This is a genomic window from Streptomyces sp. NPDC002680 (assembly GCF_042889145.1).
Classification (GTDB): Bacteria; Actinomycetota; Actinomycetes; order Streptomycetales; family Streptomycetaceae; genus Streptomyces; species Streptomyces adonidis.
In genome coordinates this window covers 105,869-128,684 of the sequence record NZ_JBIAQP010000003.1, presented here as the reverse complement: position 1 = coordinate 128,684, position 22,816 = coordinate 105,869, and the positions used below count along the sequence as shown (strand labels likewise).

Sequence of the window (22,816 nt, the reverse complement as noted above, 5' to 3'; positions counted from 1 at the left end):
CAGGACATGGGGCTCTTATTACCGCCACGATGTTTGGTCAAGTTGATTTCTGGTCGATTTAGATCAGCATGGACCCAGCGTAGTCGTGACCTTGCTCCCCGTTTGGGGGGTCTGTCCTCAGGAGCCGTCATGCACCACACTCCCTCCGGTCTGTCCGTCCCCGGTCCGAGCCGCCGCACCCTGCTGCGCGGGATCGGTGGCGCGGCCGCGCTCGGCGCCGCCGTTCCACTGCTGAGCGCCTGTGGCGGCGACAGCGACTCGGGCTCCGACGCGAAGACCGTCACCCTCGGCTCGAACTCGTCGGACGCCGTGCCGAAGAAGGCCTTCGCGGAGATCTACGCCGCGTTCACGAAGAAGACCGGCGTCAAGGTCGACGTGAACACGAAGGACCACAACACGTTCCAGGAGCAGATCAACTCCTACCTCCAGGGCACCCCGGACGACGTGTTCACCTGGTTCGCCGGCTACCGCATGCAGTTCTTCGCGGGCAAGGGCCTGGCCAGCCCGATCGACGACGTGTGGCAGAAGATCGGGGGCAACTTCCCCGACGCGATGAAGCAGCTCAGCAAGGGCGCGGACGGCAAGTACTACTTCGTGCCGCTGTACACGTACCCCTGGGCGATGTTCTACCGGAAGAGCGTCTTCAAGGAGCACGGCTACGAAGTGCCCACCACCTGGGCGCAGTTCATCGCGCTGTGCAAGCAGATGAAGGCGGACGGCCTGGTCCCGATCGCCTTCGGCGACAAGGACGCCTGGCCCGCGCTCGGCACCTTCGACCAGATCAACTTCCGTACCAACGGGTACGACTTCCACACCGAGCTGATGGCCGGAAAGGCATCCTGGACCGACGCGAAGGTTCGCGCCACGTTCGACAACTGGGCTGAAATTCTCCCCTATCACCAGGAGGGCTCGACGGGCCGAACCTGGCAGGACGCGGCCCAGACGCTCGTCTCGAAGAAGGCCGGCATGTATCTGCTGGGCACCTTCGTGGGCCAGCAGTTCACGAACGCGACCGACCGTGAGGACCTCGACTTCTTCGCCTTCCCGGAGATCGACCCCTCCTTCGGGCAGGACACGGTCGAGGCGCCCACCGACGGCTTCATGCTCAGCAAGTCCCCGAAGAACAAGGCCGGTTCGGTCCAGCTCCTGGAGTACCTGGGCACTCCGGAGGCCGAGGAGATCTACCTCAAGTCCGACCCGAACGTCGTCGCCGCCTCCACCACCGCCGACACCTCCTCGTACAGCGCCCTCCAGAAGAAGGCGTACGCGATGATCTCCGGCGCGAAGAGCCTCACCCAGTTCATGGACCGCGACAGCCGGCCAGACTTCACCTCCACGGTGATGCAGCCCGCGCTGCAGAAGTTCATCCGCGATCCCAAGGGCATCGACAGCCTGCTCTCGTCCATCGAGCGCCAGAAGAAGACGATCTTCGCCTCCTCATGAGCACCTTCGATTCGACTCCCGTGATCCCGGGGGCGGCGGCCGAGCCGCCCCCGGGCGGTACCGTCACCCCTTCCTCCCCGCAGCGACTCAAGCCTCCCCAGGGGCACAGGCGGCTCCTCACCCGCGAGGACAGGGTCGCCCTCGGCTTCATGGCCGGGGTGCCGACGTTCCTGCACATCGCCCTCGTGTGGGTGACGGCCCTCGCCTCGGTCGCGCTGGCCTTCACCACCTGGGACGGCATCGGCTTCGGCTCCATCAAGTGGGTCGGGCTGCAGAACTTCCGTGAACTGTTCGACAGCAACCCGCAGTTCTGGCCGGCCGTCCAGCACAACGTGATCTGGTTCGTCGTACTGATCCTGATCCCGACCCCGCTCGGCCTGTTCCTGGCCGTGCAGCTGGACAAGAACATCCGGTTCAGCCGGGTCTACCAGACGGCGTTCTTCCTGCCGGTCGTGGTGTCGATGGCGGTCATCGGCTTCGTCTGGCAGCTGGTCTACAACCCGGACACGGGCCTGATCAACAGCCTGATCGGCGCCAACAAGCCGGGCCACTACATCGACTGGATCGGCGACCCGGACCTCAACCTCTGGGCCATCCTCGTCGCCGCCGCCTGGCGGCACACCGGCTACATGATGATCCTGTACCTGGCCGGTCTGAAGGGCGTCGACCCGTCGCTGCGCGAGGCGTCCTCGCTCGACGGCGCCAACGAGTGGCAGACGTTCAAGAACGTCATCTTCCCGACCCTGCGCCCGACCAACACGATCGTCCTGGTCGTCACGATCATCGAGTCGCTGCGCGCGTTCGACCTCGTGTACGTCTTCAACGGCGGTGCCCAGGGCACCGAGTTGCTGTCGATCCTGGTCACGAACAACATCATCGGCGAGTCCAGCCGGATCGGTTACGGGTCCGCGATCGCCGTCGTGCTGCTGCTGATCTCGCTCGTCGTGATCATTCCGTACCTGGTCAGCACCTTCCGGAAGGAGCGGCGAGCATGAGCGCCTCCATGTCGTTGAAACAGCGCGCCCCCGTCCGCCCCGCCCGCGTGCTGCTCCACGTGTTCCTCGTTCTCATGTCGCTGGCCTGGCTCGCGCCGCTGCTGTGGGCGATGTACGCGGCCCTGCGCCCGTACTCCGAGACCAGCGACAAGGGCTATGTGTCCTGGCCCGACAAGCTGAGCTTCTCGAACTTCACCAACGCGTTCGAGCAGTCGGACATGACGCACTACTTCATGAACACGCTGATCATCGCCGTACCGGCGGTGCTGCTGACGCTGTTCCTGTCGTCGATGGTCGCCTTCTACGTCAGCCGCTTCGACTTCCGCGTCAACCTGTTCCTGCTGCTGGTCTTCACGGCGGGCAACCTGCTTCCGCAGCAGGTCATCATCACCCCGCTGTACCGGCTCTATCTCCTGGTGGACCTGCCGGGCATCACCGACTCCGGGAAGCTGTACGACTCCGCGCTGGGCCTCGTCCTCATCCACATCGCGTTCCAGTCGGGCTTCTGCGCGTTCGTGCTCGCCAACTACATGCGGATGCTGCCGCACGAGCTGACCGAGGCCGCGCTGGTCGACGGCGCGTCGGTGTGGCGGATGTACTGGCAGATCGTGCTGCCGCTGTGCCGCCCCGCGATGGCGGCTCTGGCCACGCTCCTCTCCATCTGGATCTACAACGACTTCTTCTGGGCCATCGTGCTCATCTCGACCGGTGAGAACATGCCGATCACCTCGGCCCTCAATAATCTCTCCGGTCAGTACTTCACCGACCCCAACCTGGTCGCTGCGGGTGCGTTGTTGACTGCGATCCCGACACTGATCGTGTACTTCGCGTTGCAGCGCCAGTTCGTCAGCGGACTGACGCTGGGTGCCAACAAGGGCTGAACGACCCTCGCTTGAAAGAGAACGACAAGTGCCCCTCCCCTTCACGCCCGTTGCCTCCATACCCGTGGACGTCAGTCGCGCCCGCGTCCACGAGGAGGGCTGGCAGTCCTGGAGCCCCAGCGGCACCTACGCCCCGGGCGACAAGCCGTACCGTCCGACGAACGACAACTGGGCGACGGTCTGTTACCGCCCCGGACATCCCGTCCCCGAGGGCGTCTTCCAGGGCGAGGGCCTGCTCGCCCTGGACCCGGGCGACGGCTCCCCGGTACGCCTGTGGGCGGCACCGGACCCGACCCGCCAAGTCCCCTCCATACGCCTGGAGTTCAGGGAGGGCGGCCGGGCGGAGGTGAGCGCGGACGGCCCGGTGGAGTCGCTGGAGTATTCGGAGTACGAGGGTGACATCCAGGCGGCACTGGCGAGTTGGGCCGAGGGGCTCGGGCTCCCGGCACCCCGCCCGGCGCCCACGGTCTGGTGCTCCTGGTACGAGTACTTCACCGAGGTCACCGAGGACGACATCCACGAGAACCTGCGCGCGATGGACGTCCTCGACCTGCCCATCGACGTCGTCCAGATAGACGACGGCTACCAGAAGGCGCTCGGCGACTGGCTCACCCTCTCGGGCCGCTTCCGCTCCCGGGCCGGCACAGCCGACCGCATCCGCGCCAACGGCCGCCGGGCGGGCATCTGGACGGCCCCCTTCCTGGTCGACCCGAGCAGCGAACTGGCCGCGGAACACCCGGAGTGGCTGGTGAGAGACGTGCAGGGCGCGCCGCTGCACGCGGGCCGCAACTGGGGGCACGACCTGTACGTCCTGGACACGACCCACCCGGCCGCGGCGGCGTACCTGACCGAGGTGTTCACGACGCTGCGCGCCGAGGGCTACGACTACTTCAAGGTCGACTTCCTGTACGCGGGCGCGCTGGAGGGCGTACGGCATGAGGGGGACGGGGACGAGCGGGCCGCGGTGGCCGCGTACCGCGCGGGTATCGCCCTGATCCGGGAGGCGATAGGCCCGGACTCCTATCTCCTCGGCTGCGGCGCCCCGATCCTCCCCTCCCTCGGTCTGTTCGACGCGATGCGGGTCAGCGCGGACACCGCCCCGCACCGCCGCCCCGAGGCCGACGACTACTCCCAACCCGGCCAGGACGCCGCCGAGTTCACCGGCGTGGGACGCCAGTGGCAGCACGGCCGGCTCTGGGTCAACGACCCCGACTGTCTGATGGCCCGCCCGGCCGTGGAGACGCGGGAGCGCTGGGCGGCGCACGTCGAGGCGACCGGCGGCCTGATGGCGTCGAGCGACCGCCTGTTGTCCCTTGACGAGTGGGGCGTGGAGACAACACGTCGCCTCCTGACCGGAGTTGACCGATGAAGCGCGAACTCGCCCTCCCCGGAATCGCGTACGGAGGTGACTACAACCCGGAGCAGTGGCCCGAGGAGGTCTGGGCCGAGGACATGCGCCTGATGCGCGAGGCCGGGGTCACCATGGTGAGCGTCGGCATCTTCTCCTGGGCACTGCTCGAACCGGCCGAGGGCGTCTACGACTTCACGCGCATGGACCGACTCCTGGACCTGCTCCAGGAGAACGGCATCGCGGCGGACCTCGCGACTCCGACGGCGGCGCCGCCGGCCTGGTTCTTCCGCGCCCATCCAGAGGCGCTCCCGGTGGACAAGGACGGCCGCCGACTGTCGTACGGCAGCCGCCAGACGTTCTGCCCGAGCAGCCCGGCCTACCGTGAGGCGGCGCTACGGATCGCGGGCGCGCTGGCGAAACGCTACGCGGACCACCCGGCGGTGGCGATGTGGCACATCCACAACGAGTACGGCTGCCACAACCCCGCCTGCTACTGCGACGAGAGCGCGGAGTCGTTCCGCCGCTGGCTGCGGGACAAGTACCGGGACCTGGACGCGCTGAACGACGCCTGGGGGACGACCTTCTGGAGCCAGTGGTACTACGACTGGGCCGAGGTGATCCCGCCGCGCGCGACGGGCGCGGTCCCGAACCCGACGCACCAGCTGGACTGGCGCCGTTTCTGCAGCGACGAGTTGCTGTCGCTGTACAAGGCGGAGCGGGATGCGGTGAGGGCGGCGGCGCCGGAGACTCCGGCGACCACCAACTTCATGGTGATGTACAACTTCGACGCGCTGGACTACTGGCGCTGGGCCCCGGAGCTGGACGTCGTCTCGAACGACCACTACCTCCGCTCGACGGACCCGGAGTCGGAGATCGACATCGCGCTGAGCGGCGACCTGATGCGCTCGCTGGCGGGCGGCCCCTGGCTGTTGATGGAGCACTCGACGGGCGCGGTGAACTGGCAGCCGGTCAACAGGGCAAAGACGGCAGGGGAGTTGCGCCGCAACTCCCTCGCCCATGTCGCCCACGGAGCCGACGGCATCGCGTACTTCCAGTGGCGGGCCGCGAAGGCGGGCGCGGAACAGTGGCACTCGGCGATGCTTCCGCACGCCGGCACGGACAGCCGGATCTGGCGTGACGTGGTCCAACTGGGCGCGGATCTGCGGGCGTTGGCGGAGGTGCGTGGGAGCAAGGGCACGGCGTCGGTGGCCATCGTCTGGGACTGGGACGCCCGTTGGGCCCTGGAACTCCCCTCCCAGCCGAACGGCGAACTCCGTTTCCAGGACCTCGTACGGGACTGGTACGAGCCGCTGTGGCGGGCGGGCGTGGCGGTGGACTTCGTACGCCCGGGCGATGAGCTGGAGGGATACCGGCTGGTGCTCGCGCCCAGCCTGTACCTGGTGGACGAGGCAGGTGCGGGCAATCTCATCGGCTACGCGGAGGGCGGCGGCACGCTGGCCGTCGGTTTCCACAGCGGGGCTGTGGACGCCAACTGCCATGTGCGGCTTGGGGGTTACCCTGGCGCGTTCCGGGAGGCCCTCGGGGTACGGGCGGACGAGCTGTTCCCGTTGCTGCCGGGTGAGTCGGTGGGGCTGGGGGAGGGCCGTACCGGGTCGCTGTGGTCGGAGCGGTTGCGGCTGGCGGGGGCGGAGGTGGTGCTGTCGTACGAGGACGGTCCGTTGGCCGGTGTCCCGGCGGTGACACGCAACTCGGTGGGTGCGGGCGTGGGTTGGTATGTGGCGACCCGGCCGGACGCGTCCACGCTGGGTGCGCTGCTCGGGCGTATGTGCGCGGAGGCGGGGGTCGGGGCGGCGCGGGAGACTCCGGCGGGGGTGGAGGCGGTGGTGCGGCGGGGCCCGGATGCCGACTTCCTCTTCCTGATCGACCACGCGGGTGACGGGGCCGAGGTCGCGGTGGCGGAGGGGGCGACCGAACTGCTCACCGGGGAACGGGTGGTGGGTCGTTCGGTGCGGGTTCCGGCGGGTGGGGTGGCGGTGGTGCGGGAGCCTCGCGGGCGTCAATAGGTGTCCATGTACGCCCTCTTGATGGGGTATCAGGTGGCTCGTACTCTGCTCTCCTGGATCGTCGACCAGGGGAGCAGGGTTGGCTACGGCACCGTCCGAACCGTCCGACGAAGAGCTGCTCCGGGCCGTTGAGCGTTACCTGTCCGGGCGGGGTCGTGGGGTGCGACTCATCGTTCCCGGCACGGCGGGGCTGACCAGGCATCCGTTGCTCGACTTCCGTATCGACCGCCGGTTCGAAGAGCGGCACGGCGGGCTGGAGAGGCGGGTGCCGGGAAAGAGGCTGAAGCAGATCTCCAAGCGACCGACCTACGTCGACCTTCCCACCCATCCCGTCGACGTACCCGCCGGCTTTGCCCCGTCGCCGCCGGTGAAACTGGTACTCGGGGGCTCGGTCGCCGAGGAGCCGTGTCCGGACTGTGCCGCAGGCAAGCGGGACTGCGACGCGTGCGGAGGGAGCGGTACGCAGGACTGCCCGAAGCGGGTGAAGTGTGCGGGCTGCGGCGGTGGCGCCGACGCGTGCTGGTCGTGCGGCGGCACCCGCAACCGGGGCAGCCGGAAGCCGCCCGCGAACGCTCGTACCCAGGCCAGGACCAGAACCGACTGGTGCAGGCGCTGCGGCGCGCACGACATGGCCTGCCCCCAGTGCTTCGGCCGGCAGACGATGACCTGCCGTGTCTGCGAGGGGAAGGGACACCGCCCCTGCGACGCGTGCGGGGGCTCGAAACGCGTCCGGCACAAGCCGTGCGCGGGCACAGGGTTCTTCACCACCTTCGTCGAGGCGGTGATCACCCACCCCGTGCAGTCGGACCAGGAACGGGTTCCGACCCCGGCCCACCTCTGGTGGCCGACCCGGCGGGCAGGCTGGCGCCGGGAGAGCCTGAGCAACGCCACCGACAAGCTCCCGGCCGACCTGCCGGACACCCTCCGTACTCAGGTCGAACCCCAACTGGCCCGCGCGAAGCGGGAAGTGGCACGCCGGGCGACCCTCCACTTCCTGCCGGTCGCCCGTGTCATGGTCGTCGGGGACCAGGAGTGGGTGTACTTCGCCTTCCCCGAACGCCCGGAGACCGGCGGCACCCTCAAGGTCGTCCGACGGCCCGCGAAGCAACGCGTCGTCCGCCTCGCGGGCATCGCGGCGACGGCGGTAGTGATCGCCGTACTCGTCGCATGGCTGGCGGTGAGGGCGGTCGGCTGAGCGTACGCCTGACAAAGTTGGCGATGTTCACCCTGAGGAGTGAAGGGCCCCGGGAGCCGGTTTGCCGAACCGGCAACAGACCTCGCGTACGTCGGACCCCCCGCCGCACGATTGCCGGTGACCGCCAACGGTCGCTCATCGCCGACGTACGGAGGCCTCGTGCCGCCCCACCCGCACCCCCTCACCCACCGCCTGGTCCCCTCCCCCGCCGGCCGGATCCACCTGGTCGAACAGGGCAGCGGACCCCTGGTCCTGTTGCTGCACGGGTTCCCGGAGTCCTGGTACTCCTGGCGGCATCAGCTCCCGGCGCTGGCCGCCGCCGGATACCGTGCCGTCGCGATCGACGTGCGCGGTTACGGCCGTTCCTCGCGCCCCGAGGACACGAGCGCGTACCGGATGCTCGACCTGGTCGAGGACAACGTGGCCGTCGTGCACGCCCTCGGGGAGCGTTCCGCCGTACTGGTCGGCCACGACTGGGGCGCGACGATCGCCGCGACCTCCGCCCTGCTCCGCCCGGACGTGTTCCGCGCGGTCGCCCTGCTGAGCGTGCCGTACACCCCGCCCGGCGGACCCCGCCCCAGCGACGTCTTCGCGCACATCGGTGGCGAGGACGAGGAGTTCTACGTCTCCTACTTCCAGGAACCCGGCCGCGCCGAGGCCGAGATCGAGCCCGACGTACGAGGCTGGCTGGCGGGCTTCTACGCCGCCCTCTCCGCCGACACCATGCCCCAACCCGGCGCCCCGGACCCGCACTTCGTGACGCGCGGCGGAAAGGGAGGAGGTGGAGGAAATGGAGGAGACGGCACCTTGCGCGAGCGCTTCCCCCGCGACCGCCGCCCGGCCTGGCTCACCGACCACGAACTCGACGTCTACGCCGGGGAGTTCGAGCGCACTGGCATGACGGGCGCGCTCGCCCGCTACCGCAACATGGACCGCGACTGGGAGGACCTGACGAACGGCGGGCACACCGGCGCCCCCGTCACCCAGCCGTCACTGTTCATCGGCGGCGCCCTCGACGCCTCCACCACCTGGCTGGCCGACGCGATCAAGGCCTACCCGGTCACCCTCCCCGCCCTCACCGGCTCCCACATCCTCGAAGGCTGCGGCCACTGGCTCCAGCAGGAGCGCCCGGCGGAGACCAACGCCCTCCTGACGGACTGGCTCAAGTCCCTGCCCTCCCTGCCCGCCGCCGCTACCACCAGCGATGGCGGTCACTGACGATCCGCCGGTCACCGAGCGGCTGCGTGTCCAGGGCGTTGCCCTTGGGGAAGACCTCGCGGTAGTGCTCCAGGGCGGCGGTGGACGCCTGCACGGGGTGGGTCAGGACGTTCCAGCGCACCCCCGGGGTGTAGGGACAGACGGTGGTGGAACCGAGGTAGCGGTAGGACTCGGTGCAGGTCGGAAGGAGGGTGTCGAGCTGGACGGCGGCGACCTCCCAGGAGCCCTTGGAGTGTTCGGCAGGGCGGGCCGAGGACAGCAGCCGGTCCAGGGAGTCATTGGGCTGCCCCGGATGCACGAAGACGGCGACGACCGTGTACTCGGCCTCCCCCGACTCGACCTCGCGCTTGTATTTCATGTGCTGCTCCAGCGGGAACGCCACTCCACCGACGGTGTGCTCGGACGGCGTGTGCCAGTGCACGTCTTCCAGTTCGTAGGTGTCGTCGCCCACGCTCAGCAGGCACTTCTGTTCGCGCACCGGAACAGCCTTCACGGTGCCTTCGTTGTCCCGAGCGCAGCCGCGACAGTGCTGCTTCGGGCTCGCGTAGTGCAGTTCCATGTCCAGCCTCGCCGGATGGCGGAACCGCAGCGGTGGCAGGGCCGAGCAGTCGGTGTCCTGCGGGCGGATGTCGACGGGGCTCCGCGGCGGCGGGCAGTCTTCGGCGGACGGCGTGGGTGGGGTCTGGGACATGGGTGGAACACCTTCGGCTGAGTCGGAGGCACTGACGGAGGCACTGACGGAGGCACTGACGGAGGGTCTGGCGGAGGCACTGACGGAGGGTCTGGCGGAGGTCCTGGCAGGAGTCACCGCATAGCCTCCCCGCGCCGCCACGCCCGAACTCGCAAGGTCACCCGTACTGCTGAACGGGCAACACGGTCCTCAGAGGCAGCCGTCTGCTGGTCACACCAGGTGATCAGCAGCCGATGGCGCCGTCAGCGTGACGTACGGCCGCGGCCGCAACCGAAGCGGTCCTTGTGGGGCTCTGGACCTGTGATCCGCAATTCGCCGGTGAGGAGACAGAGATGACCACCTTGATCCCCTGGAACAACGAGAGCCTCGGTTTGTGTGCCGTCGTCGACCCGTACGCCGCACATCCCGGTGACGATGCCTGGCCGACTGCCGCCCAGCCCTGCGATGACCTCGACTACTTCCTGCCGCCGCCCAACCCCGCCCACCGCCTCGACTACCCCCTCACCCCGTACGACCACCAACGCCTCGCCCTGCACGCGGCACTCACCGTCGCCGGTATCCCTCCGATGCCCGAAGACCGTGCCGTCATCGACCGGCTGAGCGCCCTGCCGGCAGACGTCAACAACACCCTCCAGCGCTGGCTGCACCACGCCCAATGAGACTTGGAGGAGCGCCGGGTCCGCCTGAGCACACGCTCGCCCCGGAGGTCTGCCGGAGTGTCTGCGGTCGGTGTGCCATACAGGCGGAACCCGAGCCATGGTTCGCGGGTTCGCCTCAACACGGCCTTGTGAACGCCTCGTCCCTCACCCGAACACCCGTGGCCCCGCCCTCAGGAACCTCTCGTCCCCCCGCCCGACCCGCCCCCGAGGCCCCGCCGCCCGCAGTACGACATCGAGCACCCCCTCCACCCGCGCCGCGTAACTGTGCGAGAACCACGGCATGTTGGCCTCCACCACCGCCCACCGTTCGTGTCCTCCCCGGTCGGGATCCCGGACGAGGCCGACGTCGACGGTGACCGCGCTCGGGAGGGAGTCCCGCTCCTCGGCGAGGAGTCGGTCCGCGAACCGGCGTACCTCCCGCTCGTGTACGTCCCCGTCGAGCGGCGCGGGATCGAGGCGGCCGTACACCGCGTACCGGCTCCCGGCCGTCACCCGTCCGTCGAGTACGAACAGGCGGTACTCGACCGCGAACGTGACGATGTCCGACAGCAGCACCGTCGTGTCCGGGGCGACTCCCGCGCCCGTACGGGGGAGCCGCGAGCCGTCCGCGTACACCGCCGCCGGGAACGACTTGTCGCTCGGCGGTTTCGCGAACACAGGACGCCGGCCCTGCCACGCCTCCGCGAGCGTCGTCAGTTCCACGTGCCGTCCCGTGAACTCCTCCGGCAGCTCCGCCAGCCAGCTGTCGGACGGTTCCAGCAGTCCGAGGGCGAGGGTGTCGGCGATCCGGTCGGCGGCGAGCGGGCCCCCGTACCAGTGCACCGCCGCTTCGGCCGATGCCGTCAGGGCCCCCGCGTCAGCCAGCGACCGCACCTCCATCCCCCGCCCGGTCGCCGCCTCCGCGAGCAGCACCGTCGTACTGGTCCGGTGTCCCGAGGTGAGGAACACCGGCCTCCGCCCGTCGGCGCCGCTCACAAGCCGTCCCCTCCCGCGTCAGATCCCGCCCCGGGCCAGGTACGCCTCCACCCGCCCCATCCCCCAAACCTCACCGATCTTGTGCCGGATGTCGAACAGGTTTGCTTCGTGCACCCTCGCGTCCCGGTCCCCGACCGCCTCCTCCACCACCACCGGAACGAAACCGTGCTGCATGGCGTCGAGCGCTGTCGCCCGTACGCAACCGCTGGTCGTCAGGCCCGCGATGAGGAGGGTGTCGAGGCCCTGGGACGTGAGGTACGTGGACAGGGCCGTGCCGAAGAAGGCGCTCGGGTACTGCTTCGTCACCGTCAGGTCCGTGTCCGTCGGGGCCAGGCCCTCGATGAAGTCGCCGTACGGGCTTCCTTCCGCGAACACCCGCAGGCTCGGCACCTTGCGGTAGAAGACTCCTCCGTCGCTGCCGTCGGGGCGGAGCACGACTCGCGTCACGATCACCGGGATTCCGGCTCGGCGGGCCATGGACAGCAACTCCCGCATCGCCTTCGCCGCGTCCTCCGCGCCCGCCCCCGCGTAGAGGGGGCAGGCCGGATCGACGTACGCCCGCGCCGGGTCCACCAGGAGGAGGGCGGGGGAGGTGCCGGGCGTCAACTGGCCCGCCAGTCCCGCCCGTTCATAGTCATCCTCCTGAGACCTCTGAGACTCCTGGGAACCCGCCGCACTCATGCCGAACTCCCCCTCCCCGCGCGCGACTTCATCAGCGGCTGGATGCGGGTGCCGAAGTTCTCCAGGCCCTCCAGGAAGTCGTCGAAGACCAGCATGATGCCCTTCGTGCCCGACACCGCGGCGACCTCGTCGAGCATCCTCGCCACGCTCTCGTACGAGCCGACCAGCGTGCCCATGTTGAAGTTGACCGCGCCCTCGGGCAGGGCGATCGTGCGGGCCGTCGACGTTCCCGTGGACGTCGTGTCCGCCTCCGTCTCGCCGGCCATGTACGCCAGCGCCGCGCGGTCCGCGTTGTCGTGGTAGTCCTGCCACTTGGCCTGGGCTTCCTCGTCCGTCTCCGCCGATATGATCATGAACAGCGACAGGGCTCCCACGTCCCTGCCCGTTCGTTCCGCCTCCTCCACCAGCGTCGCCGTGCTGCCCGACAGGGCCGTCGGGGTGTTCACGCCGCTGCCCAGGATGAAGTTGTACTCCGCGTGCTCCGCCGCGAACTTCATGCCGGTGCCGCTCTGGCCGGCCGCCACGATGTCGATGTGGCCGTTCGTCGGGCGCGGGGAGAGGACGCAGTCGTCCATCTCGTAGAAGTCGCCCTTGAAGTTGGTGACGCCGTCGCGCCACAGGTCCTTCATGACGGTGACGTACTCGACGGCTCGCGCATAGCGGTTGCCGAAGTGGTCGTCGCCGGGCCACAGGCCCATCTGCGCGTACTCGCCGGGGGCCCAGCCCGTCACGATGTTGATGCCGAAGCGGCCGGGAGCGATCGAGTCGACCGTGACCGCCATGCGCGCGACGATCGCCGGGGGCAGGGCCAGGATCGGGGTCGACGCGTAGAGCTTGATGCGCTCCGTCACCGCCGCCAGGCCCGCCATCAGCGTGAACGACTCCAGGTTGTGATCCCAGAACTCCGTCTCACCGCCGAAGCCTTTCAGTTTGATCATCGACAGGGCGAAGTCCAGATCGTGGGCCTCCGCCTTCTGCACGATCGCCTTGTTGAGCTCGAAGCTCGGCATGTACTGCGGCGAACTCTTCGAGATCAGCCAGCCGTTGTTGCCGATGGGGATGAAAACGCCGATGTCCACGCGAATCGCTCCTCGGTTGTGCGGTTCTCGACACAGAAGCTTCGATATGAAGCGCTCGACAGTCAGTTACGTTCAAATCTCAACTGTCCGTCAATGGGACGCTACATCGCCGCTATGACGGTGATATGTCACACAACTTGCCCTGAGGGCACGGTTGTTGGTGCCCGTACGGCTCCGTAGGATCTGCCTCCATGTCCGGTGAAGGTGGCCGTGGGTGTCGGTGAGATTCCTGCAAAGCCGCGCATCAGGTGGGATGGAAACGGTAAAACTTCAAGCATGAACGCACGGCTGGCACTGCTCAGCTCGGTGGATCCCGGGGTCGCGGAGAGCGAGGTCTTCCGGCTGGCTCTCCAGCACGCCGTGGCCGAGCTGGGCGCGCTCGGGGGAACGATTCACCTCCGAGGTCCCATGTCGGCCCTGCGCCTGGTGTCGGCCACCGGTCTGCCCACCGCCCTCACCGGTGCCTGGGAGATCATCGACCAGGAGGGCCCGCTGGCCCCCGCCCGCGCCCTGCAGGAGGACTACCGCGAGGGGCACGGGGTGTGGATCCCCGGAGTGGCGGCCGAGCGCGCCGACCCCACGGTCCCGATCTGCCCGTCGAGCGCGCCCATACCGGGCAGCGGACTCGCCGCCGTGCCCGTCATCCGCGGTGACCGCAGCATCGGCGCCCTCACCGTCATCACCGGCGACCGCGGTGAACCGACGCCCGCCCAGTGGCAGTTCCTGCGGGCCGTCGTCGCCTGGACCGAGGAACGCATGGTCCAGGCGCCCCCGCCGGCCGGCCCCGTCCACTCCGAGCTGAGCGGCGACCGGCTGCGCCAGGCACTCAAGGAGGTCCGGGTCGGCTCCTGGGACTGGCACATCGCCAACGGCGAACTCATCTGGGACGAAGCCGCGATGGAGCTGTACGGCACCCGGCCCGAGGAGTACACCGCCCGCGTCGAGAACTGGATGCGCTGCGTCCACCCCGACGACCTCGGGCCGACCCTCGCCCTCGTCGACCAGGCCATCCGCGGCCACTCGGTGTTCGAGGCCGAGTACCGCGTACGGGGCCTGGACGGGACGTACGGCTGGCACCAGGCGCGCGGCCGGGCCACGTACGACGAGAACGGCGAGCCCCTGCGGATGATCGGCATGGGCTGGGACAGCAACGAGTCGCGCACCGCCCGGGACGCGCTCAGCCGCGCCCTGCGGCACATGAGCGACGGATTCCTCGCGGTCGACGACACCTGGCGGATCACCTTCGCCAACCTGGAGGCCGAACGCACCCTCGGCCTCTCCGAGGACGAGCTGTTCGGGCGCATCCTCTGGGACCTGCCCACCGTGCGCGAGCTGCCCGGCCTGGAGCGCCGCTGCCGCAAGGCCGCCGCCGAGGACAAGCCGACCGGCTTCGACATACGTGTGCCCGGCACCGGCCGCCGCTACCACCTGCGACTGGTCCCGGGCCCCGACGGCCGCACCCTCTATCTCCAGGACGTCACCGAGAAGCGGCGGCTCGCGGAGGAGAGCCAGGCCGCCGAGCGTGCCGCGTCCGAACGCGCCGCCCGGATAGCGGAGTTGACGGCGGCCCTTGCCAAGGCGACCACCGCGCGGGACGTCGTCGACGCGGTTGCCCGGCGCGTACTGCCGCCCTTCGCCGCCTCCGGACTCATCGTCCAGACCATCGAGGACCACCGGCTGCGCACCGTCGGAGCCATCGGCTACGAGGACGACTTCCTCGACGTGGTCAGCAACGCCCCGCTGACACCCGGCTGGCCCAGCTTCGACGTGATCAGCGGCGAGACCCCCGCGTTCTTCTCGTCCGCGGCGGAGTTCGTCGTCCACTATCCCGCGCTGGCCGACCTGCCCGGGCGCAGCGGCAAGCAGGCCTGGGCGTTCCTGCCGCTGACCGCGTCCGGCAACACCTTCGGCGTCTGCTCGGTCAGCTTCGACCGCCCGCGCGGTTTCACCGACGAGGAACGCACCCTCCTCACCACGACCAGCGCCCTCGTCGCCCAGGCCCTGGCGCGGGCCCGCCTCTACGACGACGAGCGCAGCCGCTCCCGCGAACTCCAACGCGCCCTGCTGCCGAGCGAGTTGCCCGACCTGCCCGCCTGTACGGCCGCCGCCCGCTACCTCCCCGCCGCCCAGGGCATGGACGTCGGCGGCGACTGGTACGACGTCATCCCGCTCTCCGGCGGCCAGGTCGCGTTCGTCGTCGGCGACGTCATGGGCCACGGCCTGCCCCAGGCGGCCACCATGGGCCGGCTGCGCACGGCCGTCCACACCCTCGCCGACCTCGAACTGCCGCCCGACGAGATCATGAGCCATCTCAACGACATCGTCGGCAACATGGGCGAGGAGTCGTACGTCACCTGTCTGTACGCCCTCTACGACTCCATCACCCAGACCTGTTCCATCGCCCGCGCCGGACATCCCCCGCCCGCGGTCGTCCACCCCGACGGCACGGTCTACTTCCCCGACCTCACCGCCGACCCGCCCCTCGGAGCCGCCGAACCCCCTTTTGAGACCGTCGAGTTGAAGGTCCCCGAGGGCAGCCTGCTGGTGCTGTACACGGACGGTCTGGTCGAGTCGTCGAAGCGGGAGATCGACGAGGGCATGGGTCAACTGGCCCGGCTGTTAAGAGGTGCGTACGAGGCGGGCGAGCAGGACGACCTCGGACAGCTCTGCGACACACTCACGGCGGGACTGCTCCCCGCCGAGCATCCGAGCGTGGACGACGCGGCCCTGCTCATCGCCCGGCTGCACGCCCTGACCGGCGACCGGGTCGCCAGCTGGCCGCTGCCCGAGGACCCGAGAGCGGCGGGGCAGGCACGCCGGCATGTCCGCGAACAGCTCTCCGTCTGGGGGTTGGACGACCTCACGGCCACGACGGAACTCCTGGCGAGCGAGCTGGTCGGGAACGTCGTACGGCATGCCAAGGGGCCCCTCCAACTCCGGTTGCTGCACGGTGCGGAGCTGATCTGCGAGGTGTTCGACGGGAGTCTGACGATGCCGCGGATACGGCGGGCGACGGAGACGGACGAGGGGGGTCGGGGGTTGCAGTTGATCACCGCGCTGTCGCAGCGGTGGGGGACGCGGTACACGCCCAACGGGAAGTGCATCTGGACGGAGCAGGCGTTGCAGCCGCCGGTGGATCGGCGTGAAGTCGGGGCGGGGGATGACGAGTTGGAGTTGATGTTCTTGAACCCTGGGGAGTTCGATGACTTTCCGGAGTTGAGAGGGCTCGGGGATCTGAACTGAGCCCTCCCTGGTTGTCCGGTAGTTGGGTCGCCGCGGGGCGGTGGGGGCTGGTCGCGCAGTTCCCCGCGCCCCTGAAAGACTCAAAGACCGGCTAGTTCTGGTAGACTCTGTCGGTGCCGGGGCCGCCCGACAGGGTGTCCCTGCCCGGGCCGCCGTGCAGGACGTCGTTGCCGCTGTTGCCCCAGAGGGTGTCGTTGCCCTTTTCGCCGTACAGGCGGTCGTTGCCCTTGCCGCCGTAGAGGACGTCGTCGCCCGACCTCCCGTACAGGACGTCGTTGCCGTCGCCGCCGCTCAGGGTGTTGTCGGCGCCGTCCTCGTCCACGTCGCCGGTGAGCGAGTCGTTGCCGGCGTCGCCGTAGCACGCGACCGAGCAGCCGGTGAGGACGTCGTTCCCGGCCCCGCCGCGCGCTCCGTTGCCCCACACTCCGCCCCCGCCGACGGTGCGGTCGTTGCCGTCCTGGCCGTAGAGCACGGTGTAGCCGTTGCCGATCAGCACGTCGTTGCCCTTGCCACCGTAGATCGTGGCGTACGCGTGGTTGTTGGCGGCGATCGTCGCGGTGTCGTTGCCGTCGCCCAGGTCGACGTCGTAGATGTCGGTGTCGTCCGAGCCCACCGGGATGTGGACCGCGCAGCGGGCGAACGTGTGGTCCGTCGCCGAGGGGTGCACGCACTCGTACTTGTCCGCCGCGCTCTTGTCGATGGTGATGGGGTCGCGGTCGCGGAAGGTGAGGAGGTAGTAGACGTCGTTCGCGCCGTCGCGGGACTCGATCTTCATCGAGACCGTCAGCCGGTTCGACTGGCCGGCGGCGGCCTTGTACCAGAGCTCGCCTGCCGTCTGGCGCAGCGTGCCGGCGCTCGGGGTGGCCGCCTGGGCGGCCGGGGCCGTGAGCGCGGCGGCGCCAAGAGCGAGGGTGAGGGTGAGAGCGGTGGTCGTGCCGGTGGCGATCCTTCTGTTCGTGCTGTTCTTGCTGTTCGTAGGCATGCGGGAGCAGCCCCTTCGCGGGTGTCGTGGTGTGGATTCTGATTACCCGTTAGACAGCGGACCCGGGGCGGAGGTTGTGCTCCGGAGCGAACCCTTGTCGCCGTTCGCCCCTCTATAGGAGGGGGCTGAGTTACAGGAGGTGCCGAACGGGACGAGGGGGCAAGGAGTCAGGTGCCGGTCATGGGCCAGCGTGGCCACCTCGTGCTGCTCACCGCCTGGACGATCCTCTGGTTCGCCCTGGTCGAGCCGCACGGCGGCTTCTCCTGGCACTACCTCCGCACCGGCGGCGAGCTGATCTACGAGCGCCCCGGCAGCCCCGACGGCGGCCTGAACCTCTACGCCCACCACCCCGAACTCCAGATGGGCCCCGTCAGCTTCCTCGCGGCGGGCCTGCTGAACCCCTTCCCGGAGCACGTGGGCCAGTTCCTGGCAGCCGCCGTGATGTCGTTCCTCGGCCTGGTGATCCTGGTCGTGGCCGGCCGCAGCGCCGCCCAGTACTTCCTGGGCACCGGCACCAACCACCAACGCCTGCGCCAGCGCGTGCTGATCGCGGGCCTCGCCTTCATCCCGATGTGGATCGAGGTCGCCGTCCGCTTCGGCCACCTGGACGACGTACTGGCCCTCTTCTTCACGGCTTTAGCTGTACGGTCCCTCACCCGCGGAGACGCGACCGCGACCGGTGTCCTCCTCGCCCTCGCCGTGGACTCGAAACCGACCGCCCTCGCCTTCCTCCCTCTCCTGCTCGCCCTGCCGAGAACGAAATGGCCGCGCGCCACTGTCTGCTGTGCGGCCCTGATCGCGGTCGTCTGGCTGCCCTTCTTCCTCGGCGCCCCGCACTCGTTCGCCGCCGCCGAGTTCGTCATCCCCAACCAGCCCGCGTCCGCGCTGCGCCGCCTCGGCGTCGGCGATCCGGTGACCCCGCCCTGGGTCCGCCCCGCCCAGGCGGCCGCCGGTCTGGCGCTGGGCTGCGTCGCGGTGTGGCGCGGACGCTGGCCCGCAGTCGTCCTGCTCGGGGCCAACGCCCGCATCGTCCTCGACCCGAGCGTCTACACGTACTACACGGCGTCGGTCCTGTTGGGCACCCTCCTCTGGGACGTGATCGGACAGCGCCGACTGGTCCCCTGGTGGAGCTGGATCGCCCTGATCACCCTGTACGGCAGCGTCTTCGCCGTCCCCGACGACGCGGCCCGCGGCCTGGTCCGCCTGGGCTTCGTGGTCGTTTCGACGTCGTACGTCCTGCTCTGTCCGGTACGGGACCGACGACGCAGGCGCTCTCCGGTGCCACCGGTCCCTGCCCCTCGGGCCTCGACGGACTTACCTAGCCGCGACTCGTGGGCCTCGGGGAGGGGGAGGTAGCTGCTGGCGGTCCAGGTGTCGGCGATAGGCGCGGTCGCGCAGGCCGGTGCCGGTCAGGGTGTCGAAGTTCTCCGCGTAGCCGTACATCTCGCACAGGGCACGGAAACGGGCGCTGATCTCGTCCCGTCGGCCAGCCGTAGGTACCCCGTGCGGCGCAGACCGTCCTTGACCAGGACAGTGACCGGGGCCCAGATCGGGCCTCGCCAGTAGCCGTCGGACAGGTAATGCGGGGAGTCGGGCGGTTCGGTGGCGAGGCCGTGCGGTGTCGGATGGGCCTCGATCCGCTCGGCCAGTACGGCACTGATCTCGTCCTCCAACGCCGAACAGGCACCGGCCAACCATTACAACCCGGACCAGATCACCCGCCACGCCGACCTGTCGATCAACGGCGGCCCGATCCGCAGAATCCTCTTCCCAACCACCTTCCACTCCAACGACTTCCGCGAACTGACTGTCCCGGTCACCCTGAAGAAAGGCACGAACCGCCTCACGTTCACGGCGGAGGAACTCCCCGACTTCGACGGCGACACCTACAACCAGTACGACCAACGCTCCCTGTACGCACCGGCGATCGGCCAGGTGGCGGTTACGCGGCTGGCGAAGAAGCAGCCAGCTGAGACAGCAGGCTGTCGGAGGGCCCCGCCGCGAAGGGTGGGGCCCTCCGAGGTCGTGGTGGGCGAGGTGCTGGCGCCGGATACGAGATGGGAACCCGTGAGGAGTTGCCCCCCCCAACACGCTTTCCAATGTGCTTTGACGGTACGGGGGTGTCCGTGGGGGTTCACACGGCAGGTCGGACGGGGCGCACGTACAGAGCTGACGGTGGCGTCCACCAGCGCGCTGGACAAAAACCCGAACAACAAGCGGTACTGAACGGGACAGGGGAGGAAGACCATCGGCCGGTTGCGTGGGACGTGGGCAGCCTCGCTGGACGATGCTCCCGAACGGATTTCAAGACGGTTCCCTCAGGCCGCTCGGGGCAACCCGCCTACGGCCTGTTCGGTAGGGGCGGAGCGGGTACAGGGTGCAGACCTCGCACGGTTCGCGAGCAGCGTGGTCCACACGGGATCCACTGGCGGTGTTTTCCGCCCGGAGACCTGCGACCTTTTGATCCGTAGGATCGGGCGGCTCGTTGGGAGGGTGGCCCGCCTCCTCCCGGAGTGATCGCCGACGGTCGTGATCACAGGCCGCTGTGTGCCGTCGTTGCCGTCAGGGTTGCCGTCACTTCCGGATCGTCGATGGCTGCCCTGCCGTGCAAGCGGAAGGTTCCACAGAACCCTTGGCCAGGGATATCCTCCGGCGATGTCGAATCAGTCAGTGACAGCGGGAGTCGCTCTCGCCGGTGTGATGGCGCACTGCGGCGGAAACCCGGTCGGCGCCGTGGAGTTTCTGGTGAAGGCGATAGCCTCCGCGCCGGCAGCCCCGGAGCCCTATGCGGCCCTTGCCGAGTTGTGGCAGGACCGGCGCTCGGCACTGAAGGAGGGCCTCGAAGGGGACGGCTCCTTGAGCGCTGTGTTGGCGCAGGCGTACTTCCTGTTCCTCGACGGGGACATGGACAACGCGGTGATGGCCCTCGGCTCGGTCACGGGGGTGCGGCCCTCCGTGGCGTGGGGCGTCGCTCCCTGGTTCGGCGATCCCCGGTTCCTCAGCGCGGTGAGTGCCGAGGCGTTGGCAGAGGCGTGTCTGCGGACGTTGGACTACGGCCACAACCTGAACACCGAAGAGATGCGGGAACGGTTCGCTCCCTGGTTCCATGCCCTCGACGTGGTCTCCGAACGCAGTCCTGTACCGGAGTCGCTGGCTGCCATGGCCCGGCTGCCCCGTGCCTGCGGCTGCTACGAGTTGGCTTTCACCCTCTGCGACCGCGCCGATGCCGTCGATCGGGTCATGTGGACTGCGGTCGCACGAGCGAACACCTGGCGCGCGATGGGCGACCTGGACAAGACTGCGGCGGCCTTCGAACAGGCCCTGACTCTGGATGCCACCAACTGGTCCCTCTACCTGGACCTCGCCGACGTGCGTGCCTTGCAAGGCGACTTCGCCGCAGCGGTGGCCCTCGTCGAACAGGGCGTACAACACGAACCACACGAAGCCTCACTGCGCGCGGCGGGTGCCGCCTATCGCACCCGCCTGTCCGGCTCGCCCGACGACCTGCGAGCCCTGATCGACCTCACGCCTGAGCTCACGAACACCTCCTACCGGGACCTACTGATCGACTACGCGTGCGCGGGGCCAGGTCTGCCCCAGAGGCTCGTGGCCAAGGCCCGCCGCATCAGCGAGAACTGAACACGCCGCGGCACAGCAATTAGCCGCTTGAGGCCAAGAGGGGCGCCTCGCGGGTGGAAGCGGTCGGCTCCGCGACCATGCATCCCGTTTACGATCATGGTTCTCAATCCGCGCCACTGATCCTGGTGTCATGCACAGAGCCAACTACCTCAAAGTCGTTCGACAGCAGCAAGGATGCACTGACATAGTCATGCCTCATGGAAACGGAAATGCGAACTGCCGCGATTTGGCAGGGAGTAATTAGCGACGCCGAGTATTTCGGCCGTTTCGCACGGGACCTACAGGACTGCACCGACGATTTCTTGAGCTCCGTGATCGCCTTCTGCATGGTTCCGTACTTCTCCCTAGCGATGCACGAATCACTGCAGAAGCTGGAAGACATTAGTCCCGGCATTTCATCAGAAATAACCAGCGAGACGCTCGCAGTTAGCGCCCGATCTCGGCATTCCTTGAAGCTTTTCGAGGACACGCAGCGCGGAATTAATGGGCAGATCTCGTATTTCCGAGATGAAATTTTTACCGCACATTCCGAAGCGTTCCTCGGCAACACGTGGCTTCCATTGGCGCGCCCATTTGAAACCGATTTGGGCCTATACAGCTACGGTAGGCGACTGATCAGCACAACGCATGCGGCAACATTCCATCTCGGGTTCGAACCAAGGAAGGCACTTGCAGTCGACTCCGACACCTATTTCCGAGAGACTTTTCGAGAGTACGGAGCCTTTTTTGGCAGCCTGGGAGCCGACCTCAACGATCCCGGTCCAGATACTTTCTTCAAGTCTCTGAGATATTCAGAACTAAGCGATCGCGATGTGCGCGCCAGAAGGTACTACCGCAGGGTTTTCAACGGGCGGGAAACACCGGAAATCAACGCCACTCTTACAACTTTCCAGGCATTGCTCAATTTTGGAAATTTGGTGCTCACATCCGCTATCGATCGACAGCGTGTCGACTACACCGATTTTAAGATTGCATATCTTTGCCTCTATCAAGTTTTGCGCAGCTTGCAAATTCTGCTGAACGATGGCACCTATGGACTTACGGATCTATCCGCAGCTACTGCATCGAGTATCGTAAATATGGAAGCCGCACAGACGATCATGAAGAGAGGCGCAAAGCCTTTTCGTAATACTCTCATGCACTATAACCTGCCACCTTCTGTTGCAATGTCCAGGGTAGATCTTTCGCAGCCTTTCTTTGGTCTCGTTCCAATCTATTTCCCCCAGCACGACGCGGCCTCCTTTATTGAAATGGTGCACCAGTGCGGCACTGCAACTTCCGCAATGCTCGACAAGTGGGGTGGAGAACACTAGGAAGTGTCATCGCAAAGAGTTCCGCCTCTCGATCGACCAAACGTGAATATCCCACACAAGTTTCCGCAGCCTACTAGCAGCTGTCCAAAATTCAGGTGGTTGGTGCTCGCGTCGACGGTGATACCACCGGATCCGCCTTGCGCTACGGCCTACACCTGGACGGACTTCCCATCGGCGGCCAGCATTGTCAACTATGAGCATCCATAGAATTTTGCACGTAATTCCTTCGAACAACTCAAGTTGGTCAGCGTGCTCGGGAGCAAGATCGCCGACGTCGACCGGAGTTTCGCTGTCTACCTTCTCCAGTGGCGGGATTCGAACATTCGAAATAAAGTGTTTGTGAGACCCGACTCCCGGTTGCACCACCCAAATTCCAAATTCTGTTTTCAAACTGCCGTCAGGCTCCCTCTCCCACTGCTCCAGATCCCTAACAGCCCATTTAGTCCT

General features: G+C 67.9%; 19 protein-coding genes and 1 pseudogene. 14 read left to right on the top strand and 6 right to left on the bottom strand.

Annotation, left to right across the window (positions count from 1 at the left end; genetic code table 11):
- Positions 1 to 129 precede the first annotated feature (129 nt).
- From ACFYXF_RS10210 to ACFYXF_RS10180, 7 genes are all read left to right on the top strand, one after another.
- Positions 130 to 1,443 carry an ABC transporter substrate-binding protein gene (locus ACFYXF_RS10210; protein WP_389349107.1) on the top strand — a complete coding sequence of 438 codons (1,314 nt, stop codon included), beginning with the start codon at positions 130 to 132 and terminating at the stop codon, positions 1,441 to 1,443.
- A complete protein-coding gene (locus tag ACFYXF_RS10205) occupies positions 1,440 to 2,438 on the top strand; it encodes a carbohydrate ABC transporter permease (RefSeq protein ID WP_389349106.1) in 999 nt (332 codons plus the stop codon). Before ACFYXF_RS10210 ends, ACFYXF_RS10205 begins: the two co-directional genes overlap by 4 nt.
- Positions 2,435 to 3,319: a carbohydrate ABC transporter permease gene (locus ACFYXF_RS10200; RefSeq protein ID WP_389349105.1), complete on the top strand. Its 885-nt coding sequence runs from the start codon at positions 2,435 to 2,437 to the stop codon at positions 3,317 to 3,319. The genes ACFYXF_RS10205 and ACFYXF_RS10200 overlap by 4 nt, the downstream gene beginning before the upstream one ends.
- Positions 3,320 to 3,347: 28 nt before the next feature.
- On the top strand, positions 3,348 to 4,688 hold the full coding sequence (locus tag ACFYXF_RS10195; protein WP_389349104.1) for a glycoside hydrolase family 36 protein: 1,341 nt from the start codon (positions 3,348 to 3,350) through the stop codon (positions 4,686 to 4,688).
- On the top strand, positions 4,685 to 6,694 hold the full coding sequence (locus ACFYXF_RS10190) for a beta-galactosidase (RefSeq protein WP_389349103.1): 2,010 nt from the start codon (positions 4,685 to 4,687) through the stop codon (positions 6,692 to 6,694). Before ACFYXF_RS10195 ends, ACFYXF_RS10190 begins: the two co-directional genes overlap by 4 nt.
- A 160-nt stretch (positions 6,695 to 6,854) precedes the next feature.
- Positions 6,855 to 7,889: a hypothetical protein gene (locus ACFYXF_RS10185; protein ID WP_389349102.1), complete on the top strand. Its 1,035-nt coding sequence runs from the start codon at positions 6,855 to 6,857 to the stop codon at positions 7,887 to 7,889.
- 159 nt (positions 7,890 to 8,048) lie between these two features.
- A complete protein-coding gene (locus tag ACFYXF_RS10180; protein WP_389349101.1) occupies positions 8,049 to 9,107 on the top strand; it encodes an alpha/beta fold hydrolase in 1,059 nt (352 codons plus the stop codon).
- On the opposite strand, the gene ACFYXF_RS10175 is transcribed toward ACFYXF_RS10180, so the two are convergent.
- Positions 9,082 to 9,798, bottom strand: coding sequence for a carbonic anhydrase family protein (locus ACFYXF_RS10175; RefSeq protein WP_389349100.1), 717 nt, complete (start codon positions 9,796 to 9,798; stop codon positions 9,082 to 9,084). The genes ACFYXF_RS10180 and ACFYXF_RS10175 overlap by 26 nt on opposite strands.
- Here ACFYXF_RS10175 and ACFYXF_RS10170 point away from each other — a divergent pair.
- Both ACFYXF_RS10170 and ACFYXF_RS10165 read left to right on the top strand, forming a co-directional pair.
- Positions 9,797 to 9,922 carry a hypothetical protein gene (locus tag ACFYXF_RS10170; RefSeq protein WP_389349099.1) on the top strand — a complete coding sequence of 42 codons (126 nt, stop codon included), beginning with the start codon at positions 9,797 to 9,799 and terminating at the stop codon, positions 9,920 to 9,922. The genes ACFYXF_RS10175 and ACFYXF_RS10170 overlap by 2 nt on opposite strands.
- Positions 9,923 to 10,130: 208 nt before the next feature.
- Positions 10,131 to 10,457: a hypothetical protein gene (locus tag ACFYXF_RS10165; RefSeq protein WP_389349098.1), complete on the top strand. Its 327-nt coding sequence runs from the start codon at positions 10,131 to 10,133 to the stop codon at positions 10,455 to 10,457.
- A gap of 144 nt (positions 10,458 to 10,601) precedes the next feature.
- On the opposite strand, the gene ACFYXF_RS10160 is transcribed toward ACFYXF_RS10165, so the two are convergent.
- The 3 genes from ACFYXF_RS10160 to rutA form a co-directional block, all read right to left on the bottom strand.
- Complete coding sequence (locus ACFYXF_RS10160; protein ID WP_389349454.1) at positions 10,602 to 11,336, bottom strand: ATP-grasp domain-containing protein; 735 nt, start codon at positions 11,334 to 11,336, stop codon at positions 10,602 to 10,604.
- A gap of 114 nt (positions 11,337 to 11,450) precedes the next feature.
- A complete protein-coding gene (locus ACFYXF_RS10155) occupies positions 11,451 to 12,113 on the bottom strand; it encodes an isochorismatase family protein (RefSeq protein WP_389349097.1) in 663 nt (220 codons plus the stop codon).
- Complete coding sequence (gene rutA / locus ACFYXF_RS10150; protein ID WP_389349096.1) at positions 12,110 to 13,192, bottom strand: pyrimidine utilization protein A; 1,083 nt, start codon at positions 13,190 to 13,192, stop codon at positions 12,110 to 12,112. The genes ACFYXF_RS10155 and rutA overlap by 4 nt, the downstream gene beginning before the upstream one ends.
- A gap of 276 nt (positions 13,193 to 13,468) precedes the next feature.
- On the opposite strand from rutA, the gene ACFYXF_RS10145 reads away from it, so the two are divergent.
- Positions 13,469 to 16,435 (top strand): SpoIIE family protein phosphatase, encoded by a 2,967-nt coding sequence (locus ACFYXF_RS10145; protein ID WP_389349095.1) that lies wholly within the window; start codon positions 13,469 to 13,471, stop codon positions 16,433 to 16,435.
- Positions 16,436 to 16,526: 91 nt separating this feature from the next.
- Here ACFYXF_RS10145 and ACFYXF_RS10140 read toward each other — a convergent pair whose 3' ends face one another.
- Positions 16,527 to 17,417 carry a calcium-binding protein gene (locus ACFYXF_RS10140; protein WP_389349094.1) on the bottom strand — a complete coding sequence of 297 codons (891 nt, stop codon included), beginning with the start codon at positions 17,415 to 17,417 and terminating at the stop codon, positions 16,527 to 16,529.
- A 180-nt stretch (positions 17,418 to 17,597) separates the two neighbouring features.
- On the opposite strand from ACFYXF_RS10140, the gene ACFYXF_RS10135 reads away from it, so the two are divergent.
- On the top strand, positions 17,598 to 18,773 hold the full coding sequence (locus ACFYXF_RS10135) for a hypothetical protein (protein ID WP_389349093.1): 1,176 nt from the start codon (positions 17,598 to 17,600) through the stop codon (positions 18,771 to 18,773).
- Here the strand turns inward: ACFYXF_RS10135 and ACFYXF_RS10130 are convergent.
- Positions 18,740 to 19,075 (bottom strand): annotated as a pseudogene (locus ACFYXF_RS10130) (glycogen debranching protein); the annotation flags it as partial. The gene ACFYXF_RS10135 and the pseudogene ACFYXF_RS10130 overlap by 34 nt on opposite strands.
- Here ACFYXF_RS10130 and ACFYXF_RS10125 point away from each other — a divergent pair.
- The 3 genes from ACFYXF_RS10125 to ACFYXF_RS10115 all read left to right on the top strand — a co-directional run bounded on the left by ACFYXF_RS10125 (position 19,020) and on the right by ACFYXF_RS10115 (position 22,369).
- Positions 19,020 to 19,643: a hypothetical protein gene (locus ACFYXF_RS10125; RefSeq protein WP_389349472.1), complete on the top strand. Its 624-nt coding sequence runs from the start codon at positions 19,020 to 19,022 to the stop codon at positions 19,641 to 19,643. The pseudogene ACFYXF_RS10130 and the gene ACFYXF_RS10125 sit on opposite strands and share 56 nt — an antisense overlap.
- 429 nt (positions 19,644 to 20,072) lie before the next feature.
- On the top strand, positions 20,073 to 21,056 hold the full coding sequence (locus tag ACFYXF_RS10120; protein ID WP_389349092.1) for a tetratricopeptide repeat protein: 984 nt from the start codon (positions 20,073 to 20,075) through the stop codon (positions 21,054 to 21,056).
- A gap of 197 nt (positions 21,057 to 21,253) precedes the next feature.
- The gene (locus tag ACFYXF_RS10115) at positions 21,254 to 22,369 is read left to right on the top strand and encodes a hypothetical protein (RefSeq protein ID WP_389349091.1); all 1,116 of its coding nucleotides are present in this window, start codon (positions 21,254 to 21,256) and stop codon (positions 22,367 to 22,369) included.
- Positions 22,370 to 22,816 lie beyond the last annotated feature (447 nt).

What these genes read in the sequence shown, in the direction of transcription:
- ACFYXF_RS10120 (WP_389349092.1), top strand. Translation starts at nt 20,073, where the DNA reads ATGTCGAATCAGTCAGTGACAGCGGGAGTCGCTCTCGCCGGTGTGATG.
- ACFYXF_RS10190 (WP_389349103.1), top strand. Translation starts at nt 4,685, where the DNA reads ATGAAGCGCGAACTCGCCCTCCCCGGAATCGCGTACGGAGGTGACTAC.
- ACFYXF_RS10140 (WP_389349094.1), bottom strand. Translation starts at nt 17,417, where the DNA reads ATGCCTACGAACAGCAAGAACAGCACGAACAGAAGGATCGCCACCGGC.
- ACFYXF_RS10205 (WP_389349106.1), top strand. Translation starts at nt 1,440, where the DNA reads ATGAGCACCTTCGATTCGACTCCCGTGATCCCGGGGGCGGCGGCCGAG.
- ACFYXF_RS10175 (WP_389349100.1), bottom strand. Translation starts at nt 9,798, where the DNA reads ATGTCCCAGACCCCACCCACGCCGTCCGCCGAAGACTGCCCGCCGCCG.
- ACFYXF_RS10115 (WP_389349091.1), top strand. Translation starts at nt 21,254, where the DNA reads ATGGAAACGGAAATGCGAACTGCCGCGATTTGGCAGGGAGTAATTAGC.
- ACFYXF_RS10200 (WP_389349105.1), top strand. Translation starts at nt 2,435, where the DNA reads ATGAGCGCCTCCATGTCGTTGAAACAGCGCGCCCCCGTCCGCCCCGCC.
- ACFYXF_RS10160 (WP_389349454.1), bottom strand. Translation starts at nt 11,336, where the DNA reads ATGGAGGTGCGGTCGCTGGCTGACGCGGGGGCCCTGACGGCATCGGCC.
- ACFYXF_RS10155 (WP_389349097.1), bottom strand. Translation starts at nt 12,113, where the DNA reads ATGAGTGCGGCGGGTTCCCAGGAGTCTCAGAGGTCTCAGGAGGATGAC.
- ACFYXF_RS10170 (WP_389349099.1), top strand. Translation starts at nt 9,797, where the DNA reads ATGGGTGGAACACCTTCGGCTGAGTCGGAGGCACTGACGGAGGCACTG.
- ACFYXF_RS10145 (WP_389349095.1), top strand. Translation starts at nt 13,469, where the DNA reads ATGAACGCACGGCTGGCACTGCTCAGCTCGGTGGATCCCGGGGTCGCG.
- ACFYXF_RS10135 (WP_389349093.1), top strand. Translation starts at nt 17,598, where the DNA reads ATGGGCCAGCGTGGCCACCTCGTGCTGCTCACCGCCTGGACGATCCTC.
- ACFYXF_RS10210 (WP_389349107.1), top strand. Translation starts at nt 130, where the DNA reads ATGCACCACACTCCCTCCGGTCTGTCCGTCCCCGGTCCGAGCCGCCGC.
- ACFYXF_RS10165 (WP_389349098.1), top strand. Translation starts at nt 10,131, where the DNA reads ATGACCACCTTGATCCCCTGGAACAACGAGAGCCTCGGTTTGTGTGCC.